26 protein-coding genes and 1 riboswitch are annotated in these 18,727 nt (G+C 30.0%); of the genes, 20 read left to right on the top strand and 6 right to left on the bottom strand.

The annotated features are described in order from the left end of the window. Nucleotides 1-16: 16 nt before the first annotated feature. A complete protein-coding gene (locus ACMGE9_RS01190) occupies nucleotides 17-772 on the top strand; it encodes an SDR family oxidoreductase (protein WP_414043434.1) in 756 nt (251 codons plus the stop codon). 37 nt (nucleotides 773-809) lie between these two features. Continuing rightward, a riboswitch (TPP riboswitch) is annotated at nucleotides 810-906 on the top strand. A gap of 36 nt (nucleotides 907-942) precedes the next feature. Next, nucleotides 943-1,626, top strand: a complete 684-nt coding sequence (gene tenA, locus ACMGE9_RS01185) for a thiaminase II (RefSeq protein ID WP_414043433.1) — start codon at nucleotides 943-945, stop codon at nucleotides 1,624-1,626. A gap of 15 nt (nucleotides 1,627-1,641) precedes the next feature. Here tenA and ACMGE9_RS01180 read toward each other — a convergent pair whose 3' ends face one another. After that, nucleotides 1,642-2,853 carry an esterase/lipase family protein gene (locus ACMGE9_RS01180; RefSeq protein WP_414043432.1) on the bottom strand — a complete coding sequence of 404 codons (1,212 nt, stop codon included), beginning with the start codon at nucleotides 2,851-2,853 and terminating at the stop codon, nucleotides 1,642-1,644. A gap of 151 nt (nucleotides 2,854-3,004) precedes the next feature. Between ACMGE9_RS01180 and ACMGE9_RS01175 the strand changes: the two genes are divergently transcribed. From ACMGE9_RS01175 to ACMGE9_RS01130, 10 genes are all read left to right on the top strand, one after another. Further along, the gene (locus ACMGE9_RS01175) at nucleotides 3,005-3,739 is read left to right on the top strand and encodes a MerR family transcriptional regulator (RefSeq protein ID WP_414043431.1); all 735 of its coding nucleotides are present in this window, start codon (nucleotides 3,005-3,007) and stop codon (nucleotides 3,737-3,739) included. A gap of 46 nt (nucleotides 3,740-3,785) precedes the next feature. Next, nucleotides 3,786-4,478, top strand: coding sequence for a B3/4 domain-containing protein (locus tag ACMGE9_RS01170; RefSeq protein ID WP_414043430.1), 693 nt, complete (start codon nucleotides 3,786-3,788; stop codon nucleotides 4,476-4,478). Nucleotides 4,479-4,632: 154 nt separating this feature from the next. After that, on the top strand, nucleotides 4,633-5,661 hold the full coding sequence (locus ACMGE9_RS01165; protein ID WP_414043429.1) for a S66 family peptidase: 1,029 nt from the start codon (nucleotides 4,633-4,635) through the stop codon (nucleotides 5,659-5,661). Nucleotides 5,662-5,945: 284 nt separating this feature from the next. Beyond that, a complete protein-coding gene (locus ACMGE9_RS01160; RefSeq protein WP_414044423.1) occupies nucleotides 5,946-6,242 on the top strand; it encodes an NUDIX hydrolase in 297 nt (98 codons plus the stop codon). Nucleotides 6,243-6,254: 12 nt separating this feature from the next. Further along, nucleotides 6,255-6,434: a hypothetical protein gene (locus ACMGE9_RS01155; RefSeq protein ID WP_414043428.1), complete on the top strand. Its 180-nt coding sequence runs from the start codon at nucleotides 6,255-6,257 to the stop codon at nucleotides 6,432-6,434. 21 nt (nucleotides 6,435-6,455) lie between these two features. Further along, nucleotides 6,456-6,806, top strand: coding sequence for a GNAT family N-acetyltransferase (locus ACMGE9_RS01150; RefSeq protein WP_414043427.1), 351 nt, complete (start codon nucleotides 6,456-6,458; stop codon nucleotides 6,804-6,806). Beyond that, nucleotides 6,785-7,693 (top strand): alpha/beta fold hydrolase, encoded by a 909-nt coding sequence (locus ACMGE9_RS01145; RefSeq protein ID WP_414043426.1) that lies wholly within the window; start codon nucleotides 6,785-6,787, stop codon nucleotides 7,691-7,693. The genes ACMGE9_RS01150 and ACMGE9_RS01145 overlap by 22 nt, the downstream gene beginning before the upstream one ends. Further along, nucleotides 7,690-8,196, top strand: coding sequence for an N-acetyltransferase family protein (locus ACMGE9_RS01140; protein WP_414043425.1), 507 nt, complete (start codon nucleotides 7,690-7,692; stop codon nucleotides 8,194-8,196). Before ACMGE9_RS01145 ends, ACMGE9_RS01140 begins: the two co-directional genes overlap by 4 nt. A gap of 13 nt (nucleotides 8,197-8,209) precedes the next feature. Then, nucleotides 8,210-8,656: an NUDIX hydrolase gene (locus tag ACMGE9_RS01135; RefSeq protein WP_414043424.1), complete on the top strand. Its 447-nt coding sequence runs from the start codon at nucleotides 8,210-8,212 to the stop codon at nucleotides 8,654-8,656. Between the two features lie 330 nt (nucleotides 8,657-8,986). Further along, nucleotides 8,987-9,487, top strand: coding sequence for a GNAT family N-acetyltransferase (locus ACMGE9_RS01130; protein WP_414043423.1), 501 nt, complete (start codon nucleotides 8,987-8,989; stop codon nucleotides 9,485-9,487). A 150-nt stretch (nucleotides 9,488-9,637) separates the two neighbouring features. Here the strand turns inward: ACMGE9_RS01130 and ACMGE9_RS01125 are convergent, their stop codons facing one another. Then, nucleotides 9,638-9,781, bottom strand: a complete 144-nt coding sequence (locus tag ACMGE9_RS01125) for a hypothetical protein (protein WP_414043422.1) — start codon at nucleotides 9,779-9,781, stop codon at nucleotides 9,638-9,640. Nucleotides 9,782-9,932: 151 nt separating this feature from the next. Here ACMGE9_RS01125 and ACMGE9_RS01120 point away from each other — a divergent pair, with 151 nt between their 5' ends. Both ACMGE9_RS01120 and ACMGE9_RS01115 read left to right on the top strand, forming a co-directional pair. Further along, the gene (locus ACMGE9_RS01120) at nucleotides 9,933-10,316 is read left to right on the top strand and encodes an NUDIX hydrolase (RefSeq protein WP_414043421.1); all 384 of its coding nucleotides are present in this window, start codon (nucleotides 9,933-9,935) and stop codon (nucleotides 10,314-10,316) included. 11 nt (nucleotides 10,317-10,327) lie between these two features. Beyond that, complete coding sequence (locus ACMGE9_RS01115; RefSeq protein ID WP_414043420.1) at nucleotides 10,328-10,894, top strand: TIGR00730 family Rossman fold protein; 567 nt, start codon at nucleotides 10,328-10,330, stop codon at nucleotides 10,892-10,894. A 32-nt stretch (nucleotides 10,895-10,926) separates the two neighbouring features. On the opposite strand, the gene ACMGE9_RS01110 is transcribed toward ACMGE9_RS01115, so the two are convergent. Further along, nucleotides 10,927-11,880, bottom strand: a complete 954-nt coding sequence (locus ACMGE9_RS01110; protein WP_414043419.1) for a LacI family DNA-binding transcriptional regulator — start codon at nucleotides 11,878-11,880, stop codon at nucleotides 10,927-10,929. 96 nt (nucleotides 11,881-11,976) lie between these two features. Here ACMGE9_RS01110 and ACMGE9_RS01105 point away from each other — a divergent pair, with 96 nt between their 5' ends. Next, complete coding sequence (locus ACMGE9_RS01105) at nucleotides 11,977-12,849, top strand: hypothetical protein (RefSeq protein WP_414043418.1); 873 nt, start codon at nucleotides 11,977-11,979, stop codon at nucleotides 12,847-12,849. A gap of 90 nt (nucleotides 12,850-12,939) precedes the next feature. Here the strand turns inward: ACMGE9_RS01105 and ACMGE9_RS01100 are convergent, their stop codons facing one another. Next, complete coding sequence (locus ACMGE9_RS01100) at nucleotides 12,940-13,248, bottom strand: DUF3784 domain-containing protein (protein ID WP_414043417.1); 309 nt, start codon at nucleotides 13,246-13,248, stop codon at nucleotides 12,940-12,942. 149 nt (nucleotides 13,249-13,397) lie between these two features. Here ACMGE9_RS01100 and ACMGE9_RS01095 point away from each other — a divergent pair, with 149 nt between their 5' ends. Both ACMGE9_RS01095 and ACMGE9_RS01090 read left to right on the top strand, forming a co-directional pair. Next, complete coding sequence (locus tag ACMGE9_RS01095; protein ID WP_414043416.1) at nucleotides 13,398-13,898, top strand: GNAT family N-acetyltransferase; 501 nt, start codon at nucleotides 13,398-13,400, stop codon at nucleotides 13,896-13,898. A 110-nt stretch (nucleotides 13,899-14,008) separates the two neighbouring features. Further along, a complete protein-coding gene (locus ACMGE9_RS01090) occupies nucleotides 14,009-14,194 on the top strand; it encodes a DUF6440 family protein (protein WP_414043415.1) in 186 nt (61 codons plus the stop codon). 215 nt (nucleotides 14,195-14,409) lie between these two features. Here the strand turns inward: ACMGE9_RS01090 and ACMGE9_RS01085 are convergent, their stop codons facing one another. Then, on the bottom strand, nucleotides 14,410-15,639 hold the full coding sequence (locus ACMGE9_RS01085) for an MFS transporter (RefSeq protein ID WP_414043414.1): 1,230 nt from the start codon (nucleotides 15,637-15,639) through the stop codon (nucleotides 14,410-14,412). A gap of 15 nt (nucleotides 15,640-15,654) precedes the next feature. Next, the gene (locus tag ACMGE9_RS01080; protein ID WP_414043413.1) at nucleotides 15,655-16,224 is read right to left on the bottom strand and encodes an ArsR/SmtB family transcription factor; all 570 of its coding nucleotides are present in this window, start codon (nucleotides 16,222-16,224) and stop codon (nucleotides 15,655-15,657) included. 128 nt (nucleotides 16,225-16,352) lie between these two features. Between ACMGE9_RS01080 and ACMGE9_RS01075 the strand changes: the two genes are divergently transcribed. The 3 genes from ACMGE9_RS01075 to ACMGE9_RS01065 all read left to right on the top strand — a co-directional run bounded on the left by ACMGE9_RS01075 (nucleotide 16,353) and on the right by ACMGE9_RS01065 (nucleotide 18,677). After that, nucleotides 16,353-16,808, top strand: coding sequence for a GNAT family N-acetyltransferase (locus tag ACMGE9_RS01075; protein ID WP_414043412.1), 456 nt, complete (start codon nucleotides 16,353-16,355; stop codon nucleotides 16,806-16,808). Between the two features lie 127 nt (nucleotides 16,809-16,935). Continuing rightward, nucleotides 16,936-17,784, top strand: a complete 849-nt coding sequence (locus tag ACMGE9_RS01070; protein WP_414043411.1) for an ABC transporter permease subunit — start codon at nucleotides 16,936-16,938, stop codon at nucleotides 17,782-17,784. Then, nucleotides 17,784-18,677: an ABC transporter permease subunit gene (locus tag ACMGE9_RS01065; RefSeq protein WP_414043410.1), complete on the top strand. Its 894-nt coding sequence runs from the start codon at nucleotides 17,784-17,786 to the stop codon at nucleotides 18,675-18,677. Before ACMGE9_RS01070 ends, ACMGE9_RS01065 begins: the two co-directional genes overlap by 1 nt. The last annotated feature ends 50 nt before the right edge of the window (nucleotides 18,678-18,727 follow it).

Genomic DNA, 18,727 nt, shown 5'->3' with positions numbered 1-18,727 from the left:
AAGAGGAGGAGATATGATGTTTAATTTATCTAATCAAATTGCTTTAGTAACGGGTGGTGCAAATGGTATTGGTCGTGGGATTGTAGAGGCATTATTCCAAGCGGGTGCGTTTGTAATTATTGCTGATATCGACGAGGCAAATGGCCAAAAGGCAGCTGAAGAGGTACAAGGTCAATTCCTCAAGTTAGATGTAACTGATCAGATAGGTTGTCAGGCAATCGTAGAAGAGATTATGAATGAACATGGCAAACTAGATATTTTATGTTCAAACACTGGTATTTTCCCACAAGTCATGATTGAAGATATGACAGAAGCAGATTGGGATAAGACACTTAATATTAACTTAAAAGGGATGTTCAATATTACGCAACAAGCACTAAAAGTAATGAAAGAAAAAGGGTATGGCCGTATCATCTTAACGTCTTCAGTCACAGGTCCGATTACAGGTTATCCAGGGTGGGCACATTATGGTGCATCAAAAGCAGGGCAACTCGGCTTTATGCGTAGTGCTGCTTTAGAGTATGCGAAGTTTGGTGTTACGGTAAATGCAATTCAACCTGGTAATATTTTAACAGAAGGTTTAAAAGTACAAGGTGAAGAATATTTAGAAGGTACAAAGGCAATCGTTCCAACACATGAATTAGGTGAACCAATAGATATTGGCTATGCTGCTGTATTCTTTGCGTCGAAAGAGACAAAATATATCACAGGCCAATGTATCGTAGTGGATGGCGGACAAATTCTGCCTGAAGAACCGAGTGGTATTTTGTAATTTAAGTTGTATTTGTTATACTAAAAAAATAAAAATATTTATACACTAGGGGTGCACATTGGTGCTGAGAGGATTCATCCGACCCTTCGAACCTGTTGGATAATTCCAGCGTAGGGAAGTGGGTTGATACCTATACCCTCCGTGTATAGGTATTTTTTTAGGAGGATATTATGTTTACAGATCGTATATGGCAACGTGTTGAACCTATTTGGAATTCTTATTTAGACCATCCTTTTGTCAATGGATTAAGTGATGGCAGACTTGAACAGGAGAAATTTCAACACTGGCTGAAGCAAGACTATGTATATTTAATCGAATACGCGAAGTTAATGGCTATTGGGAGTGCGAAGTCGCGAGATTTAGAGACAATGGGTATGTTTGCAAATCTCCTTCATGGTACATTATTTATGGAGATGGATTTACATCGTAATTTCGCAAAGCAATTTGGTATTAGCTCGAAAGAACTTGAATTAACTGAAGCATCTGCCATTAATACTGCATATACAAGTTACATGTTAAACCATGCACAACGTGGTGGACCAGAACATGTTGTTGCTTGTTTACTTGCTTGTGCATGGAGTTATAACTACATTGGTAAAAAACTTGCCAAATTACCAGGTGCATTAACAGAATATAATCCTTATCATGAATGGATTGAAACATATTCTGGAAAGGAATTTACAGCATTAACTGAAGATGCTATTAAATTAATGAATCAGTTAACTGAAGGTAAGCCAGAAGCAGAGTTAGCAGAATTAGAAGAAATCATTGTTAAGACAAGTTACTATGAATATATGTTCTGGGATATGTGTGAGCATCTTGAAGAATGGCCGATTCAACAAAAACAAACCTAGGAATTTCCTAGGTTTTTACTTTTCAAATAAAATCAGTTCTTTCACTAAAGTACGATAAAAATCAATAAGTTCATTCGGTGTGTGCAATAAATTGGTTAAGTTTCCTCCAATTTGGTCCATATGATCCCAACCATATAATCTTGGCACGACATGCCATACACCACGCTCAATCATGATTTTTGAATGGTAGCTTTTAGGTTCTGTGAATGGACCTTCAGCTGATATGGCAGGTACTAATCCATCGTTTTCCCACCATTCTTTTGTTCCTGAGAATGTACCAAGAATACCTGTTAAATAAAATGGTGCAAACATACCTACATTTGCAATTTGCAAATTGGTGAAAAGACTTTTATGTGTTGCAACAGTAGTATAACTCTTATAACGAATATTTGGGTTGATTGTAAGTTGATTGTTGATTGCTTCAGCACCAGGTAATGTTAAGTCATAAAATCCATTATCAGTCGTTTGCCATAATTTATTGGCACGAACACGTTTAATATAGGCAAAGTAACTTTCATCTTTTTGTTGCCTTAAATCCCATTGACCAAATCCCCAATCTACTTTAAAAGTAGTTATACCTTCATTTTCGATAAGCCGATAAAAGAACGTTTTAATTAAATTTGAATTACCTAATCGATCCGCAATATAGGTGCCATTGTGTGGTGTGCCAATAGTCGTAATCGTATTGATCATATTGTCTTGTCCACCTAAAAATAATGGTGAAACTTTGACATGATGTGTCTTGGCATAATCTACCTCTTCAGGACGACCAAAACGCAGCATGTTTTCTAACAGTCGAATCGTTTGACCTCCCATACTATGACCAATTAAATGCAATTTTTGGCCAGGTTGCCAATCGGGAAATATGCCATCATATGTTTTCCCAAAACGGTGATGTCCAAATTTTTTACTATGGTAGGCACCATAATCCACACGTCCACCTTTTATAAAATAATATAATTCTATCGCACGGTCGTAACTAGACGTCATAGAACCAATACTTGCTTCAAATATTTCGTAACCTTCAATATTTAAAGTAGACGTAATATTCACTTTTAAACCACCCCAATAGGGCATTAACCCATGAGGTGTATTATCTCTAGAAAATCCAGCAAAGCCGTGTACTAAAACAATAGGTTCTTTGTTGATTCTCTTACCACTTGGTGCAACAGTTTCAGGTAAAACTGGAGCACGTTCTGTGAGTAAAGATGTCAAACGCTTGCGCATACTCATAGCTCCTTATACGATAGTGTTGAATATAGATACCGAATATATCATTGATATTATAACATTTTGAATATTTTAAATCAGAAATTACATATAGTATTGACCTTAACGTAACGTCATAGATTATATTGTAATAGAAAGGAGGAGTTAGATGCACATTAAACAGGTTGCAGAAATTACTGGAACGAGTATTCGTACATTGCATCATTATGATGCAATTGGTTTATTAACCCCAAAAAAGAATAACAAAGGATACCGAATTTACTCAGAAACCGACTTGGACAAATTACAAGTCATTTTATTTTATCGCACACTAGAAATGCCGTTAAAGGAAATTCAAATCTTACTGAGAAGTCAAGATAGCGCAATTGACCATTTAAAGGCACAACGTGAAAAATTAATACGAAAACAGCAACATATTATGCATTTAATCCAACTTATCGATACAACAATACAATCTAAGAAAGAAGGCATTATGATGACAACAGAAGAAAAATTTAAAGGCATTAACTTTAATGACAATCAATATGAACAAGAAGCACGTGACAAATTTGGAGATGCTGCTGTAGATAATTCCAACCAAAAATTAAATCAACTAACAAACGAAGATAAAGATGAATTAGCAAAAGCGTGGGTAGAAATGTTTGAAACATTTAGTCTATTAAAAGAAAAACCTGTTGAAGATGAAGCGGTTATAAAACAAACAGAAAATTTTTATCACTTCTTAAATAATCACTTCGGAAATTATTCACTTGATGCGTTTTATGGTTTAGGGGATATGTATACAATGGATCAAAGATTTACGCAAAATATCAATCAATACGGAGAAAATCTTGCTGCATTTATAAGCGCTGCGATGAAACATTACGCTACTATTAATTCATAAAAATGAAAAATAAGGGTATAATGATAATAAAAAAGGAGCGATTAAAATGTATCAATTAATCATTGATGATGCATTCTTTAATATATTCCCTGATGCTAAGATTTATACAATTATTGCTAGAGGTATTGATAATTCAAAGAGAGATGAAGCATTATTTACGGAACAATTGAATGCAGCTAAGAAGTCATCATTAAATTATTTACCGTTAGAAAATTTTAGCGATAACGTAGTGATACAAGAATGGCGTGATGCATTCAAACAATTCAAGACAAAAAAGGGCGCACGATCATCAATTGAAGCACTGTTAAAAAGAGCACATCAAGATCGTGATTTTAACCCTATCAATCCACTTGTTGATTTATATAACAGCATTTCATTAACCTATGCAGTGCCATGTGGTGGAGAAGATTTATCAAAGATTGAAGGAACAATGCATTTAGGGATTGCACAAGGTGGCGAAGATTTTATTCCATTAGGTGAAACTGAAAGTGCACCTGCCCTAGAGAATGAAGTCATTTATTATGATGAAACTGGTGCAATATGTAGATGTTTTAACTGGCGTGAGGCGCAGCGTACGATGCTAACTGAGAATACAACTGAAGCAATACTGGTTATTGAAGCGATTAATGCCTCTCAATCAGAACGTGCTGAATCTGCGATGAATGCGCTGATTGAAAATATAGAATCGTATTTTAATGTAACCTGCGAATATAAGGTAATATCTAAAAAACAGCCTTAGTAGGCTGTTTTTATTCTAAATAAAATAATAAATACAAAATAATTATTATATGCTAAAAACATTATTCTAGATAATTATATTCTTTAACCTCTTTTAAAAATTCTGAAAATAATATAAAATGAATGTTAACAAATAATTAATTAGGATGAAAAGAATGATTAAACCTCAAAAATTACACAAAGGTGATACTGTTGCAATTGTCTCACTTTCCAGTGGCATGGCAGGAGAAAAAGATTTCATCTGGAGAACGAGGCAGGGACTCGAACGCTTTGAATCTGTATTTGGACTAAAATATAAAGTGATGCCAAATGCGCTAAAAGGTACGGATTACTTATATGCTCATCCAGAAAAACGTGCAGAAGACTTTAATCAAGCAGTATTAGATCCTGAAGTGAAAGCAATAATATGTACGATTGGTGGTACTGAATCAGTGCGTATTATGCCTTATATTGATATTGAAGCGTTTAAAAACAATCCGAAAATATTTATGGGGTATTCTGATACGACTGTTCAGCATTTATTATTTTACCAACATGGTATTACAACCTTTTATGGACCAGCATTACTTACAGATTTTGCTGAAAATATTAAAATGGATGATTATACAATCAATCAAATACTTAATGTATTATTCTCGAGTAATGATATAGGTTTAATTAAGACATCTGAAACAATTAAAAAGTTCGGATTAATGTGGGATGAAATAGCAAAAGAATTCGAGAGAGATAATTTATTTAATACAGGTTATGAAGTAATTAATGGCTTTGGAAAAGTTCAGGGACATTTGATTGGTGGCTGTGTAGAATCGTTAGTCAATTTAAAAGGAACAGAAATTTTCCCACCATTAGAAGCGTTTAAAGGTGCCATCTTGTTTTTAGAAACATCAGAACGGCATACAGAGCCTGAAGTACTAGAACAGTATATACGATCATTTGCGACGATGGGAATATTCAATCAAATAAATGGTTTGATTATTGGAAGACCGCAAGACGGTGTCTATTATGAAGAGATTAAGTCAACATTCCAAAAAATATTAAGAGAAATAGAAAAAGAAGATTTACCTGTATTCTATAATGCAAGCTTTGGACATAATGAACCGAAGTGTATCTTACCGTATGGTGTACAAGCAGAATTAGATACTCAGAATATGACATTTACAATATTAGAAAATGCAGTTGAATAACCAGCGAAAGTTGGTTATTTTTTTATTTTAAATTATTTATAGACTCTTCCGAAAAGTCTGATAATGATTTATCATATTTATAACATGAATAGAATTTGATGAACATGACAAACATTACTTAATAAAAAATTTTTAAAAATCTGATTTTTTTATGTAATCGATACGTCAAATAATAAATTTTTTATGGAGAAAACAAAATGAAAAAATGGAATGGTGCTAGTGTTATCGTGATAAGAGATAATAAATTGTTAATCGTGAAATCAAAAAGTGAATAGAAATGGTCGATTCCTACAGGTGGTTTAGAAGGGAATGAAATTGCTGAAGAAGCTGCAGTAAGAGAAGCCTTTGAAGAGACAGGTTATAGAATTTCGGTAATAAATCATATAGACACTACTTCTAAAGTGGTAAAAGATTACGAAGTTACTGTAGATTACTTTCTTGGTGAAGTAATTTCTGGTGAGATACTAGTAAATGATCCTGACGAGGAAATAGAAGAAGTGAAATGGATATCAAAAAATGAAATGAGCAGTATTGAATGGTTATATCCTGAAGATATAACATTAATTAATAAATACCAATAATCGGAGGACTATATGACTAAAAATATATCAATTGAATTGCCAAGTAAAAATTATTTATCTGACTTATATTATTGGATGTTTGAAGATGAACGCCAAGAGTCAGCAAAGTGGAATGGTCCATATTATCCAAGACCAACGACTGAATTGGACAAAGAAGAATTTATTACTAAAAAAATTGAAATAAATTATTAGTATCAAGATATCCCTCAAACAATGTACATCATTAATGATGGTCATTTTTTCGGAACGCTTCATGCAAATTGGGTGAGTTCGGAGACAAATTGGATGGAAGTTGGGATTTGTATTTATAATCCTGAATATTGGAGTGGTGGATATGGTAATTCTGTATTCCAGCAATGGGTTGATTATATCTTTAAGAATAGTGATTTGCATCGTATAGGGATTTCAACATGGTCAGGAAATATTCGAATGATGAAATTGGCCGAAAAAGTTGGAATGATTGAAGAAGCACGAATTCGTGATGCTAGTATTGTTGAAGGACAATATTATGATGCAATTAAAATGGGGATTTTAAGAAGTGAATGGGAAGAAAACAAGAGGTGATTGAAATGTTAGAAGGTGAACACTTCATTGAAATAAATCAATGTATACACTGGGTGAAAATTAAAGGAGACTATATTAATGAGATTCCTATACTAGTCATTCACGGAGGTCCTGGGGGCAACCATTATACTTTTGAACGTACTTCGGGTTTATTATTAGAAGAATCTATGCCTGTGATTTATTTTGAGCACCGTCACTGTGGTCGAAGTGAAAAAGTTAAAGATATGAAATCTATTAATATCAATCAATTAATTGATGATATTGAATCATTGAGGGTTGAGCTTGGTATTAATCAATTTAATTTACTTGGCTATTCTTTCGGTGGGGAATTAGCAATGAACTATGCTGTAAAGCATCCAAAGCATATCAACAAAATTATTTTAGAAGCACCTTCTTTAATCACTTTACCTATGAGTAATTTGACACAGTTAAATGGTTTTTTAACTGTCTTTAATGATTATAATAGAAAATTACTTATTGAATATATTAAAACACATCATATACAAGAATCAATCGCATATGCGTGGTCAATTGCAAGTGTTGATGAAACGGATAGACTGTTATTCCAGAGCAAAGAAAATGCAGTATTAAATCGTAGATTATGGCAAGAAAGTAAATTATCGAACGATGGCACTTTCTATAAAGAAATCATCCAATTGATGGAAAGTGAACTTCTTCTTGAACAATTATTTAATTTCAACAAACCTACATTAATAATTACAGGTATATTTGATCGTAATACAGGTATTGCAACCACACAGTTAATACAATCGAAGTTGGAAAACTGTAAAGTAGAATACTTTATTAACAGTGCACATTTTCCTGATATCGAAGAGACTACATTATTTGTAGAAACTATTAATAATTTCTTGGGAGGTTCAATATGAAAATAAGACAAGCAACGTCAAATGATGCTGAACAATTAATGAATTTAATAGCACATGTTGAATCGACATCTGAATATATGTTGATGGGGCCAGGCGAACGTAATAATACGATTGAAAATCAAACAAGAATGATAGAACATTTTAATCGTCAAGAAAATAGTGCAATATTTGTAGCTGAGAATGAAAGATTATTAGCTTATCTTTTTGCTATAGGTAATACATCCATGAGAAATAAACATACAGCTTATCTTGTTATAGGGGTGCATCAAGATACTCGTGGACAAGGTGTAGGTAAGTTGTTATTTGAAGCGGTAGAAAGTTGGGCGAAATCTGTTAATATACATAGGTTCGAATTAACAGTAGTAACAGAAAATGAAGCAGGAATAGGATTATATAAAAGTCGGGGATTTGAAATTGAAGGTACTAAAAGAAAATCATTAATGATCAATGAGAAATATTATGATGAATATTATATGAGTAAATTATTGGATGTGATTAAGTGAACTATATAAAAAAATGAGACAACACATAGGTCATGAATGCTTGATTGTCATCGGTGCAGGTATAATATTAGAACAGAATGGAAAAATTTTGTTAGAACAACGCGCTGATAATGGTCTTTGGGGTATACCGGGCGGACTAATTGAAATAGGTGAAAAAGTCCAAGATGCTGCAATACGAGAAGTGACTGAAGAGACTGGCTTATTTCCAAAAGAAGTAGAATTGTTTGGTATTTATTCTGGCGAAGATTACATCGTGACATATCCTAATGGTGATGAAGTGTATTCTGTGTCAATTGTATTTTATACAAAAGAATTTGATGGAGAACTTACGATATCTGATGAGTCGAAGCAACTACGATTTATCTCACGGAAAGAAATGAAAGACATAGAAATCAATCCACCACATAAAGAATTTGTGAATGATTGGTTTGAAGGAAATAAAGAATTAAATATATATTAAGCAATCGAATTCGATTTAGATATTTGGAATAAAAATGGAAAATATAGTTATGAATAATAGGATAAAAAAGCAAATGAAAATGATTTAAATTCAATTTATGAATTAGACAATGAAATTTTTCAAGGAAAATCATATATTATGTCTACTTTAGATAAATGCAATGAAGCAGATAAAAGTGATTATAAAAATCTTATATCAAAGAAAATTAATTATTCAGGTTCATGTATCTTAGTGACTATAATAAGTGAAGAAAGATATATTAGAGATACATTTGTAAAGAATAGATTTAAAACTTGAAGATGTTCAATCATTATAAAAAGGAGAAAACTTATGTTAGAAACAGAACGATTAATTATTAAAGTACCAACTCTTGATGATATAGAAGAATTATTTGCAATTCATAATGATCCTGCAAACCAATTATATAACCCTAAAGGTCCTGATACAGATATAGATAGATTTACTGAAGGGATAAAAGAATGGATCAAACATCATAAACAACATGGCTTTGGTTATTATGTTTTAATTGATAAATCTGATAGAAAAACTTTTGGAGCATGTGGATTAAAGTTTAAAACAATTCAAAATGAAGATTATTTAAATATTTATTATCGTATTAATTCAGATAAAACTCGCAAAGGTTTTGTTAAAGAAGCGGCGAATGAAATAATGAAACACGTAAAACAAATAACTGATAGTAAGTATAAAGTTGTTGCTCAAACGCAATATAATAATATCCCATCAATTAAAACAGCTGAATCATTAGGTTTTGAAATGGATCCGTCATTTGATGATATCTTAGAAAAAGGTAATGTTTTTTTGTTTAGATAAATTTATTGAAAAAGATAATACTACTATGAAGAAAAAAATAATTTAATAAATGTGAAATTAAAAACAAGATGAAAATAAATCATATTTTCATCTTTTGTTTTTAGTTATAGGTCTTTTTCAAATGCGTCTCTAGCTTTAATTAAGTTTTCATCAGAAATTTTTGAAGGTAACTTCACCAGTTTCAAGATCCAAAATGCCATTTACGTCAACCGATTTGTTGTAAAATGTGCCTTTAGCGATAACTAAACTTAAGGATAAATCACCATATGTATTTGTTTTAAGTTCTTTCTTCATATTTTCACCTCCATACAAATGATATACCCTTTTTATGGAATATAATAATCAAATTAGAAAATAATAGATTTAATTTTATCTTTCAAAAATATATCAAATAACAATTCGTCTTTGATATAATATCAATGTCAAAGTTGAGGGAGTGAATATTTTGATTAAATACATTTGTGCTAATTTAGTTGAGATTAAAGATAATAAATTACTATTAGTAAAAGTAAGAGATAATGAAAAGTATTATTTACCAGGTGGTAAGATTGAAACTGGTGAAAGTGATATAGAGTCATTAACTAGAGAAATGGAGGAAGAGTTATCTGTAAAGTTAGATGCAAGTAAACTTGCATATTTAGATACAATCATAGGTCCAGCATATCCTGATACTAATCATGATGTTGAGTTAAGATGTTATACATATGAAGGTCTAGATACAGTAGAAAAATCAAGTGAGATTACGGATGTTCAATATATGGATATGTCTGACACAACAAACATTGCACCAGCAGTACAAGTATTAATTCAAAAATTACAACAAAAATAGGAGAATGTTACATGAACATAATAGTTTATTGTGGTGCGAGCACCGGTAATGAAAGTCAATATAATGATAATGCAATTGAGTTAGGAAAATGGATTGCTGAAAAAAATCACACGCTAGTATACGGTGGTGGAAATGTAGGTTTAATGGCCACAATTGCAAATACGGTATTAGAATTTGGTGGAAAAGTAATAGGTGTTATGCCTAAATTCTTAGCTGATAGAGAGATTTCACATCCAGGTCTAACAGAATTAATTATTGTAGAAAACATGTCTGAACGTAAAAATAAAATATTATCAGTTGGAGATGTTTGTGTCGCATTACCTGGTGGACCTGGAACTTTAGAAGAAATTGCAGAAGTAATTTCATGGGCAAGAATTGGTCAAAATGATCGTCCTTGTATTTTATATAACAAGAGTGGTTACTATGATTTACTTTCTGCATTCTTTGATAATATGGTTGAAAAAGGATTCTTAACAGAAGTTGATCGAGAGAGAATAGCATTTGCTAATTCTATAGAAAATATGGAACAAGTAATAAAAGAATATAAACCAGCTAGTATTAGAGAATATAAAAAGTAGAAAGGAATCTGAGTGATTTCATTTCTACTTTTTTAATTTTCTATTATTTTACTATCATAAATTTTGTGTACATTATTTCGATCATTATTAACTAGCTTTTGCATTGTATGATTGACAATATCATTAGCCATAGATTTAATCGGTATTTCAATACTTATCAGTTTTGGAGTGGTGATCTGACAGATATCTTGATTGTCTGTACCGATTAACTTTACCCTGTCTCCTAAAACTTTTTGAATGCCAGCAGAGACATAATCATTCCCCGTAAAAATACCATCTAAATTCAAATTTTCTGTCTTGATGTACTGAGCAATATTTATTCCATCTTCTATTGTAAATGCATTTTTAAATATACGATCATCTTTTAAAGTTTTATTTGCCACATATAAAGCTTTTTTATATCCTTTCAATCTTAATATTTGTGCATTATTATCAGGATTATCTAAACAAATACCTAGGTTATTTAAATTAAGGCTGATTAAATATTGTCCAGCTATATATCCAAGATACTCTTCGTCAAAATGAAAGTTGGATATTGATTTTATTTTTAGGGCATCATTGCATGCAATAATAAGACCGTCTTTTACATATGACTCTATTACATCAATTTCATTTTCAACTGAACATAATATAATCGCATCTATTTCATTTGTCTTAAGTGCATTTAATATCGAGATTTCACTTTTAGAACTAGTAAAAGTTTGATGTATATAGGTTTTATAACCATTGTTGTCTAAGAGTAAGGTTAAATATGATGATAATTTTGAAAAGAATGGGTGATTAATACTTGGTATTGATATAGCAACAGACTTTGTTGTCCTGTTTCTAAAAAAAGTTGCAATATTATTTGGAACATAATTATTTTCTTGTATATATTGCATCACTTTATTTCTAGTCTCATCACTTACATGTGGATGATTATTAATCACACGAGATATAGTAGACTTTGAAACATTACATGCTTTAGCAACATCAAAGATATCCATCTAAATTTCCTCCATAAATAATGGTTGACCTGGGAATGTTCCCAGCGTTTAATATAAGGCTATCATAACAAATAGTTAAGCATTGGGGGAAAAAATATGAACATTGGCGTTTTGGGTAACTTTGTAGATAACAAAGTCATTAATGATCTGACGACGAACAGCTTAAATAATTTCATCGGTATTTTTGAATATAATGTAATGAACATAAACAATATTACAGATAGTACTTTAGAATTCTTTGATGACGTACATCATTTATTGAGATTAGTAGATACAGTATATATCACTGATTCAGCAGTTTATTTAAACTATATCATTAAAGCAAGTGGCCATAGAGTAAACATTATTTTGGAAACACCTAGTATAATTCGTAAAAATGACTTTCATTTGCTGGAGTGTATGAATGACATCCAAAATATCAGTATTACAACGAGTTTCTTATTAAGATATCGAAATATATTAAATGAGATAAAAAGGTTGTTGGAGGAAGATCTTATTGGAGAATTACATTCTATTACTCTTAATATGAAGATTAAAAACAAAAATATTAGCAAATCATTAATTGATATCACTTCTCTTTACTATTATTTGTTTTCAAGTGAAGTAAAAGTTGAGACTATAAAATGTAACAGTATAAATAATTTATACAAAACGAAATTTATCAATAATAAAACTCAATATATCAATATAGAATTAAGTTTACTAGAAGAAGAGGAAAATTTAAAAATTTTGATAGAAGGAAGTAAAGGAACAATTGAGTATTCTTTGAATAATTTATTTGTAAACAAAATTCCAGAGAATAATACAATAAAAAACAGTCGAGTAAAAATTGATGAAAAACAATTAAAAACGATAGTAAACAGAGATAATTCTAGATATATATTATCAAATGGATTTGAAATCTTCTTAAAAGCTATTCATTTATGGTTATACATAAAAAATGAAGAAAAGATAAAAATTATCGATTAGAAGAGAGCTATATCAAACCGTCCAATATTATTGATATTGGACGGTTTGATAATATAAAAAAATTTATAACTATTAAATTATCAATGAAACCTACTTTTTGTTTTTTAATAATAAAACTATATTTGCTATTAAAATTGTAAGGATAAATACAACAACTAGTGTTGTACTGAAGAAAGTGAATCCATTTCTATAGACGATGTGCCAAACAACAATTAGTGCAATTAAGAAATAAATTAATATTGCAGTATCTCTTGTTAATTTCTTCTCATCAAATTGTCGCTTTTGTTTATCATTCATTAGTGAATAGCCTGATATAAAATCTGCACCTTTTCCTAATGTGAAAAATACAGCAGGGATCAATAAAATAGCGATAGAGATTAGTGTAGGAACGAGTGGCAACTTAGACACCTCCCTGGACAATTAATAAATTTAAATGAATTATAACTTATTTTTATTATATATTTCCAATTTTTAAATTATCAATCAATTTCGTATTGTGTTATTTAGAATATGATATATTTTAATAAAGGGATTTAGGAGGATATAAAATGTATGAATTTAGAAAACTTACTTTAAACGATGAAGATTTATTCAATGATTATTTTAAAGCTTGGGGAGACGAACAAGAAAGTATTGTCCCATCTGCTACAAACATAAAACGATATAATTCTTTTCAAGACTTTATCAATAATTTAGAAGAGCGAGAAAAATCCTATGAAGTTTTAAACTCTACATTATTTTTAATAGAAGATGGAAGTATAGTAGGTGCATCAAATATTCGTCACTATTTAAATGAATTTTTAATACATTATGGTGGGCATATAGGCTATGGCGTTAGACCTGATAAAAGAGGTAAAGGATATGCTACGATAATATTGCGTGAATCCTTAAACTTTCTAAATTCACTAAACGTTGAAAAAGCATTAATAACATGTGATGAAGATAATATTACGAGTAAAAAAGTAATATTAAACAATGGCGGTATTCAGGATCAGTCACATATAAGAGAAGATGGTGGGGTTACAAATAGATTCTGGATTGATTTATGATATCGTTCCAAAAATAGTATTAATGAGTATATTTAATAATTTATGGTAAAGTATTGTTATCAAATTAATCAAAATCTTAGTTTGATAAAATTTTTATAAGAGGTGAAATTATGTCTGAGTATAAACGTTTTGTTCTAAAATTTGATCAAGGACAATTGAATAATTTTCAAATCTGGGTTGATATAGAAACAGGAGTTAATTATGTATTTGCAAGGCAAGGAGCAAGTGCAGGTTTAACTGTATTAGTAGATGAAAATGGCAATCCTGTATTAAGCGAAGTTGTATATAAAAAATAGTTTTATTTAGAAAAATTAATGAGCTAATTAAATATTAATTTTAATAAACTATATTAATTATGATTGATGTTCTTTTTAATTTTGCATTTCAAAGCATTCCATTGTAAAATGTAAATGAAAAAAGGAGTGCTATTAATACTCCCCTTGTAAATCCGTTTATTCGGTGACTAGCATTAATGGTTAATATTTCAAATAACCACTCAGCTCTGTCAAGCTTATGAGTGGTTATTTTTTTTATTTAAACCAAAATCATTAGCTATTATGTTATCTATCTTTTTTTGCTTACGAAGCGTTGGAATCATCAGCCATAATATTGCTAGTCCTAAATAGCAGATACCTGATAAAGAAATGAGTTGAATTGCACTTATATTCTCTAATAATATGCCTGCAACTAATGATCCTAGAGGCAATCCGAGAATTCCAAAACTATTACTCACAGAACTAACACGTGCTAAGTATTCATTAGGAATGATGCTTTGATTTACAGATAAGAGTAATAAGTTTGCAATACCAACAATCACCCAACTTAAACCATAAAATATTAAGTAAAAGGGTAGTTTAATGACTAAACCTGTAAGAATAGAACTCCCAGCGACAGTAAAGAGTAAAATCATCAATTTACCAAGTGGCACTCTTTTAAATCGAGTTGCAATTAAAGTAGAAAGAATCATACCGATACTCATCGTTGCAAGAAATAGTCCATAATATGTAGGATTATCAACATCATGTGCTAATTTAGGTAATGCACCATATACAATACCAATACCAAGATTTACTGAAAATGCTCCAATAATAAATATCCATAAAAATGATGAGCTTACGATCTTTAATCCAGCCATTAGTGATTGAAAGTAATTAAATTTTATTGTTGCTTTTTTATTGATATGATTTGTAACTGGCAGTTTCCAATAACAAATTGTAGCAAATAAGAAAAGAATAGCACTAATTATATAGAATACATTTGCACTCATTGTGACAAACAATGCTGCAATAACTGCATTCAATACGATATCTAATGTGTTATTTGCAAAAGTCATTTGTGAATTACCTTTTACTAAGCCTTCTTTTGATAATAGTATAGGTACTAGTTTATTACTAATTGGATATGAAAATTCACCAAAGAGCATTGAAAGTATTACTAATGATATTATTAATAACCAATGATTGTAGTTATTTAAAATGCAAATTGATAAAATCGTCATTAAGATTGCTTGAAGAGTTTGAGATAATATTAAAATCTTTTTAATATTAAAATAATCTATAATTGGTCCATAAAATAACTGAATAAATTTAACTGCAAGCATCGCAGAAGTTGTAAAGCCTGAAATAAAAGCACTTCTAGTAATCTCATAAATATAAAGTGAAGAAATAATAAAATAAATACTATCAGCTGCGTTTGTAAATATACGGCCTAATAGTAATTGATGAAAAGGTCTTAAAGTCATTGAATCACCTCATTTTTATTCAAATACATCCTTACTTATTTCAAACATTGTGAGATTTAAATAATAACTTGTAGGTACTTCTTCAACTTGCTCTGTATTATTTGACTTCTTAATATCTTTATTATATTTCTTTAATAATTGGTTAAACTCATCCTTGAATGCTGTGACCTCATTTTTGTCAATTTTTATTTGATGCGTAGCTGAGATATAATGTTGATTATCTTCGATTAATCCATATTGATTTAGAACTTGAATAGTACGATTTAATTGTTCAGAAATGATTTGTTTTGATGGCTGAATGATATCATTAGTAAATAATTTAGGATCAATTTGAAATCCTTGGTGAGTTGCTCGATAATATTTTAATATGTTGCTACCTTCAGGAATTTGCTTGGTCATTTCAATCATTTGGTGTTTCTCTAGTTCCTTTAAATGATAAAAAATCTTTGCTTTAGGAATGTTTAATTGTTTAGCAATATCTGTTACAGTCATTTCTTTTTCAATTAATAAAATTGAAATTTTCATGCGTAAGGCTTCGGAAATGCATTTTAATTGTTCAAACGTTTGAACTTGATATTGAGTCATTTATATCCCCCTTAGTTAATTGAAATAAACCGGTTAATTTATTTTAACCCTAAATGTAAATATACTCAAATAATTAAGAGAGTATTCTGATTATTTATGTTATATTACTTAATAAAGGGAGAAAAAAGATGATAGAATTAGCAAAGACTAAGTATACAGAAGTTAGTAAATTATTAGAATTACAAAAGAAAGCCTTTAAAAATGATTATGAAAAGTATCAAGATCATGATACGAATCCTTACTGTGAATCAGAACAAACTTTAAAAGATAGTATTGATAATGATGAATTTTATACTATTTATTTAAATGAAAACATAATAGGTGGAATTGTTTTAAAAGTTATTCATAATGAACGTGTTCATTTATACAAATTATTTATTGATCCAAAAATACAAGGTGTAGGTTATGGATCAGAAGCAGTTAAATTAGTTTATAAAATTTATTCAAAAGTTCCGCTTTGGACGGTTTATACACCCCATGGCAATATATTAAATCATAAATTTTATGAAAAAATGGGCTTTGTAAAATATGGAGAAGCTGAAATAAATGATAATTTAAGATTATTTAAATATAAAAAAAGGTAAATTAATCGATGAAATCTTTTTAGAGAAATATATATAACTAGTAATTATAGATTCCTTTTTGGAGTCTTTTTTTATTACTTTGTTATATAATATTAATATCTAAAAATTCTGAAAAATGGGTGAGCATTTGAAAAACATATTCAATATTGTCATAACAATTTTTATGCTCTTTTTATTAGCATGTATCCCTTCATTATTTAATGAACAAAAAATAGATTTTTCTCATTTTATCCATTCGTTAGGCAATGCATTAAAATCTTTATTTAATCCAGGTGAGATAGTATTCGAAAATATAAAATCTGGTGTAAGGCATAATTTGTTTCCTTTTATTATTGAACCATGGATAAACTCAATGACAATATTATTTAGTTCTCTGCTCATCTCTTTACTCTTTTCATTATGCATCGCATTTCTAATGTACCAATCTAAATTATTCAATCAAGTGATAATACGAACAAATCGAATTTTAAGTATTATTCCTGATATTTTCTACATACCAGTATTTATTTCTGTCATTATCTTTATATATATTAAAACGAATGTCTTACTATTTGATGTTGCATCTAGTCATGAGAAGGATGCAGTTATTTTTCCTATTATATTATTGTTAATCATTCCTATTTCTAATAGTATCACCGTCATCCATCAACTACTTGATGCTGAAAGAGAAGAGAGTTATGTATCATTTGCAAGAAGCAAAGGTTTAAATAATAAAGAAATATTTTTTGGTCACATATTAAAGAACATTTTGACAGGATACTTCATCAACTTTAAGCAAATTGTATGGATGACTTTATCAAGTTTATTGTTTCTTGAGAGATTATTAAATGTATTTGGTATTTCAGTTTTTATTTTTGAATATAATTCACCGATTGTATTGTTTATTTCATTTTTATTAATGTATTTACCGATACGATTATTATTTTATATAGCTGAAAACTACACGCAAAAGACAACAGGAAGGGGTTTGGCATAATGAAACGTATCTATCTTTTTGTTTGTCTGCTCTTGATTCCTGCTTTAATTAGCATTATTTACTTTGATGTATTAGGAGGAAAAGTTAAAAAGACTAATTTTCTTTATGATAAAGATGGGAATATGATAGCAAGTTCACCATTTCCACCGGGGAGAGATTATATTTTCGGTGTTGATCGAAATTCCAGACACATGGCATATGAAGTGCTTTCTGGATATCGCATCACATTAGGTATTCTTGTAATCGTTGCAATAATCACTTTAATTATTGCAATATTAATCGGTACGTATTTAGCATTTAAAAAGACTAACTTGAATATCTTTGAACCATTCATGCAACCATTTTTTTACATTCCACAATCAATATTAGGTTATTTACTTCTTAGACCGATACTATATGAACCGATTGATCAATTTACTACAACACAAAGTTATCGTATTATTTTTAATTTAATCATACTAATTGTTTTGATGTTGCCAACTACGATATTATTAGTTAAATCGGCTACACAAATGATTTTGGAAAAAGAATTTATTAGTAGTGCGAGAACAATGAGTCCATCTAAAGCATATATTTTTAAAAAGCATTTATTGCCGAATATGTTGATTCAGTATTTCATCGTATTCTTTAGAATTATGTTCCAAACGCTAGTAGTGATTTCTCATCTTGCATTCTTTAAAATATTCTTTGGAGGAACTGATGTATGTTACGGACCAGGTTGTTTAATCAATGAACAACCAACAATCCCTGAACTCAGTAGTTTATTAGGCTTTCACTTCTATGATTTACAAATCGCTTGGTGGACGTTTTATGCACCACTACTTGCAATAATATATATCTTGTTTATTTGTCAGTATATTTATCAAAGGTTGGATTTAATCAGTTTAAAATAAGATTATATAAAAATGGACATATATTTATAATCAGAGAATTGTTACAATTA

This window comes from Macrococcus animalis, from assembly GCF_047425875.1.
In the GTDB taxonomy this organism is placed as follows: Bacteria; Bacillota; Bacilli; order Staphylococcales; family Staphylococcaceae; genus Macrococcoides; species Macrococcoides animalis.
The sequence above is the reverse complement of the archived record's forward strand: the minus strand, read 5'-3'. Positions and strand labels throughout refer to the sequence as shown.

Excerpts from the sequence above, each read along its gene's own strand:
- ACMGE9_RS01190 (WP_414043434.1), top strand. The coding sequence starts at position 17 with ATGTTTAATTTATCTAATCAAATTGCTTTAGTAACGGGTGGTGCAAAT.
- tenA (WP_414043433.1), top strand. The coding sequence starts at position 943 with ATGTTTACAGATCGTATATGGCAACGTGTTGAACCTATTTGGAATTCT.
- ACMGE9_RS01180 (WP_414043432.1), bottom strand. The coding sequence starts at position 2,853 with ATGCGCAAGCGTTTGACATCTTTACTCACAGAACGTGCTCCAGTTTTA.
- ACMGE9_RS01175 (WP_414043431.1), top strand. The coding sequence starts at position 3,005 with ATGCACATTAAACAGGTTGCAGAAATTACTGGAACGAGTATTCGTACA.
- ACMGE9_RS01170 (WP_414043430.1), top strand. The coding sequence starts at position 3,786 with ATGTATCAATTAATCATTGATGATGCATTCTTTAATATATTCCCTGAT.
- ACMGE9_RS01165 (WP_414043429.1), top strand. The coding sequence starts at position 4,633 with ATGATTAAACCTCAAAAATTACACAAAGGTGATACTGTTGCAATTGTC.
- ACMGE9_RS01155 (WP_414043428.1), top strand. The coding sequence starts at position 6,255 with ATGACTAAAAATATATCAATTGAATTGCCAAGTAAAAATTATTTATCT.
- ACMGE9_RS01150 (WP_414043427.1), top strand. The coding sequence starts at position 6,456 with ATGTACATCATTAATGATGGTCATTTTTTCGGAACGCTTCATGCAAAT.
- ACMGE9_RS01145 (WP_414043426.1), top strand. The coding sequence starts at position 6,785 with ATGGGAAGAAAACAAGAGGTGATTGAAATGTTAGAAGGTGAACACTTC.
- ACMGE9_RS01140 (WP_414043425.1), top strand. The coding sequence starts at position 7,690 with ATGAAAATAAGACAAGCAACGTCAAATGATGCTGAACAATTAATGAAT.
- ACMGE9_RS01135 (WP_414043424.1), top strand. The coding sequence starts at position 8,210 with ATGAGACAACACATAGGTCATGAATGCTTGATTGTCATCGGTGCAGGT.
- ACMGE9_RS01130 (WP_414043423.1), top strand. The coding sequence starts at position 8,987 with ATGTTAGAAACAGAACGATTAATTATTAAAGTACCAACTCTTGATGAT.
- ACMGE9_RS01125 (WP_414043422.1), bottom strand. The coding sequence starts at position 9,781 with ATGAAGAAAGAACTTAAAACAAATACATATGGTGATTTATCCTTAAGT.
- ACMGE9_RS01115 (WP_414043420.1), top strand. The coding sequence starts at position 10,328 with ATGAACATAATAGTTTATTGTGGTGCGAGCACCGGTAATGAAAGTCAA.
- ACMGE9_RS01110 (WP_414043419.1), bottom strand. The coding sequence starts at position 11,880 with ATGGATATCTTTGATGTTGCTAAAGCATGTAATGTTTCAAAGTCTACT.
- ACMGE9_RS01105 (WP_414043418.1), top strand. The coding sequence starts at position 11,977 with ATGAACATTGGCGTTTTGGGTAACTTTGTAGATAACAAAGTCATTAAT.
- ACMGE9_RS01095 (WP_414043416.1), top strand. The coding sequence starts at position 13,398 with ATGTATGAATTTAGAAAACTTACTTTAAACGATGAAGATTTATTCAAT.
- ACMGE9_RS01090 (WP_414043415.1), top strand. The coding sequence starts at position 14,009 with ATGTCTGAGTATAAACGTTTTGTTCTAAAATTTGATCAAGGACAATTG.
- ACMGE9_RS01085 (WP_414043414.1), bottom strand. The coding sequence starts at position 15,639 with ATGACTTTAAGACCTTTTCATCAATTACTATTAGGCCGTATATTTACA.
- ACMGE9_RS01080 (WP_414043413.1), bottom strand. The coding sequence starts at position 16,224 with ATGACTCAATATCAAGTTCAAACGTTTGAACAATTAAAATGCATTTCC.
- ACMGE9_RS01075 (WP_414043412.1), top strand. The coding sequence starts at position 16,353 with ATGATAGAATTAGCAAAGACTAAGTATACAGAAGTTAGTAAATTATTA.
- ACMGE9_RS01065 (WP_414043410.1), top strand. The coding sequence starts at position 17,784 with ATGAAACGTATCTATCTTTTTGTTTGTCTGCTCTTGATTCCTGCTTTA.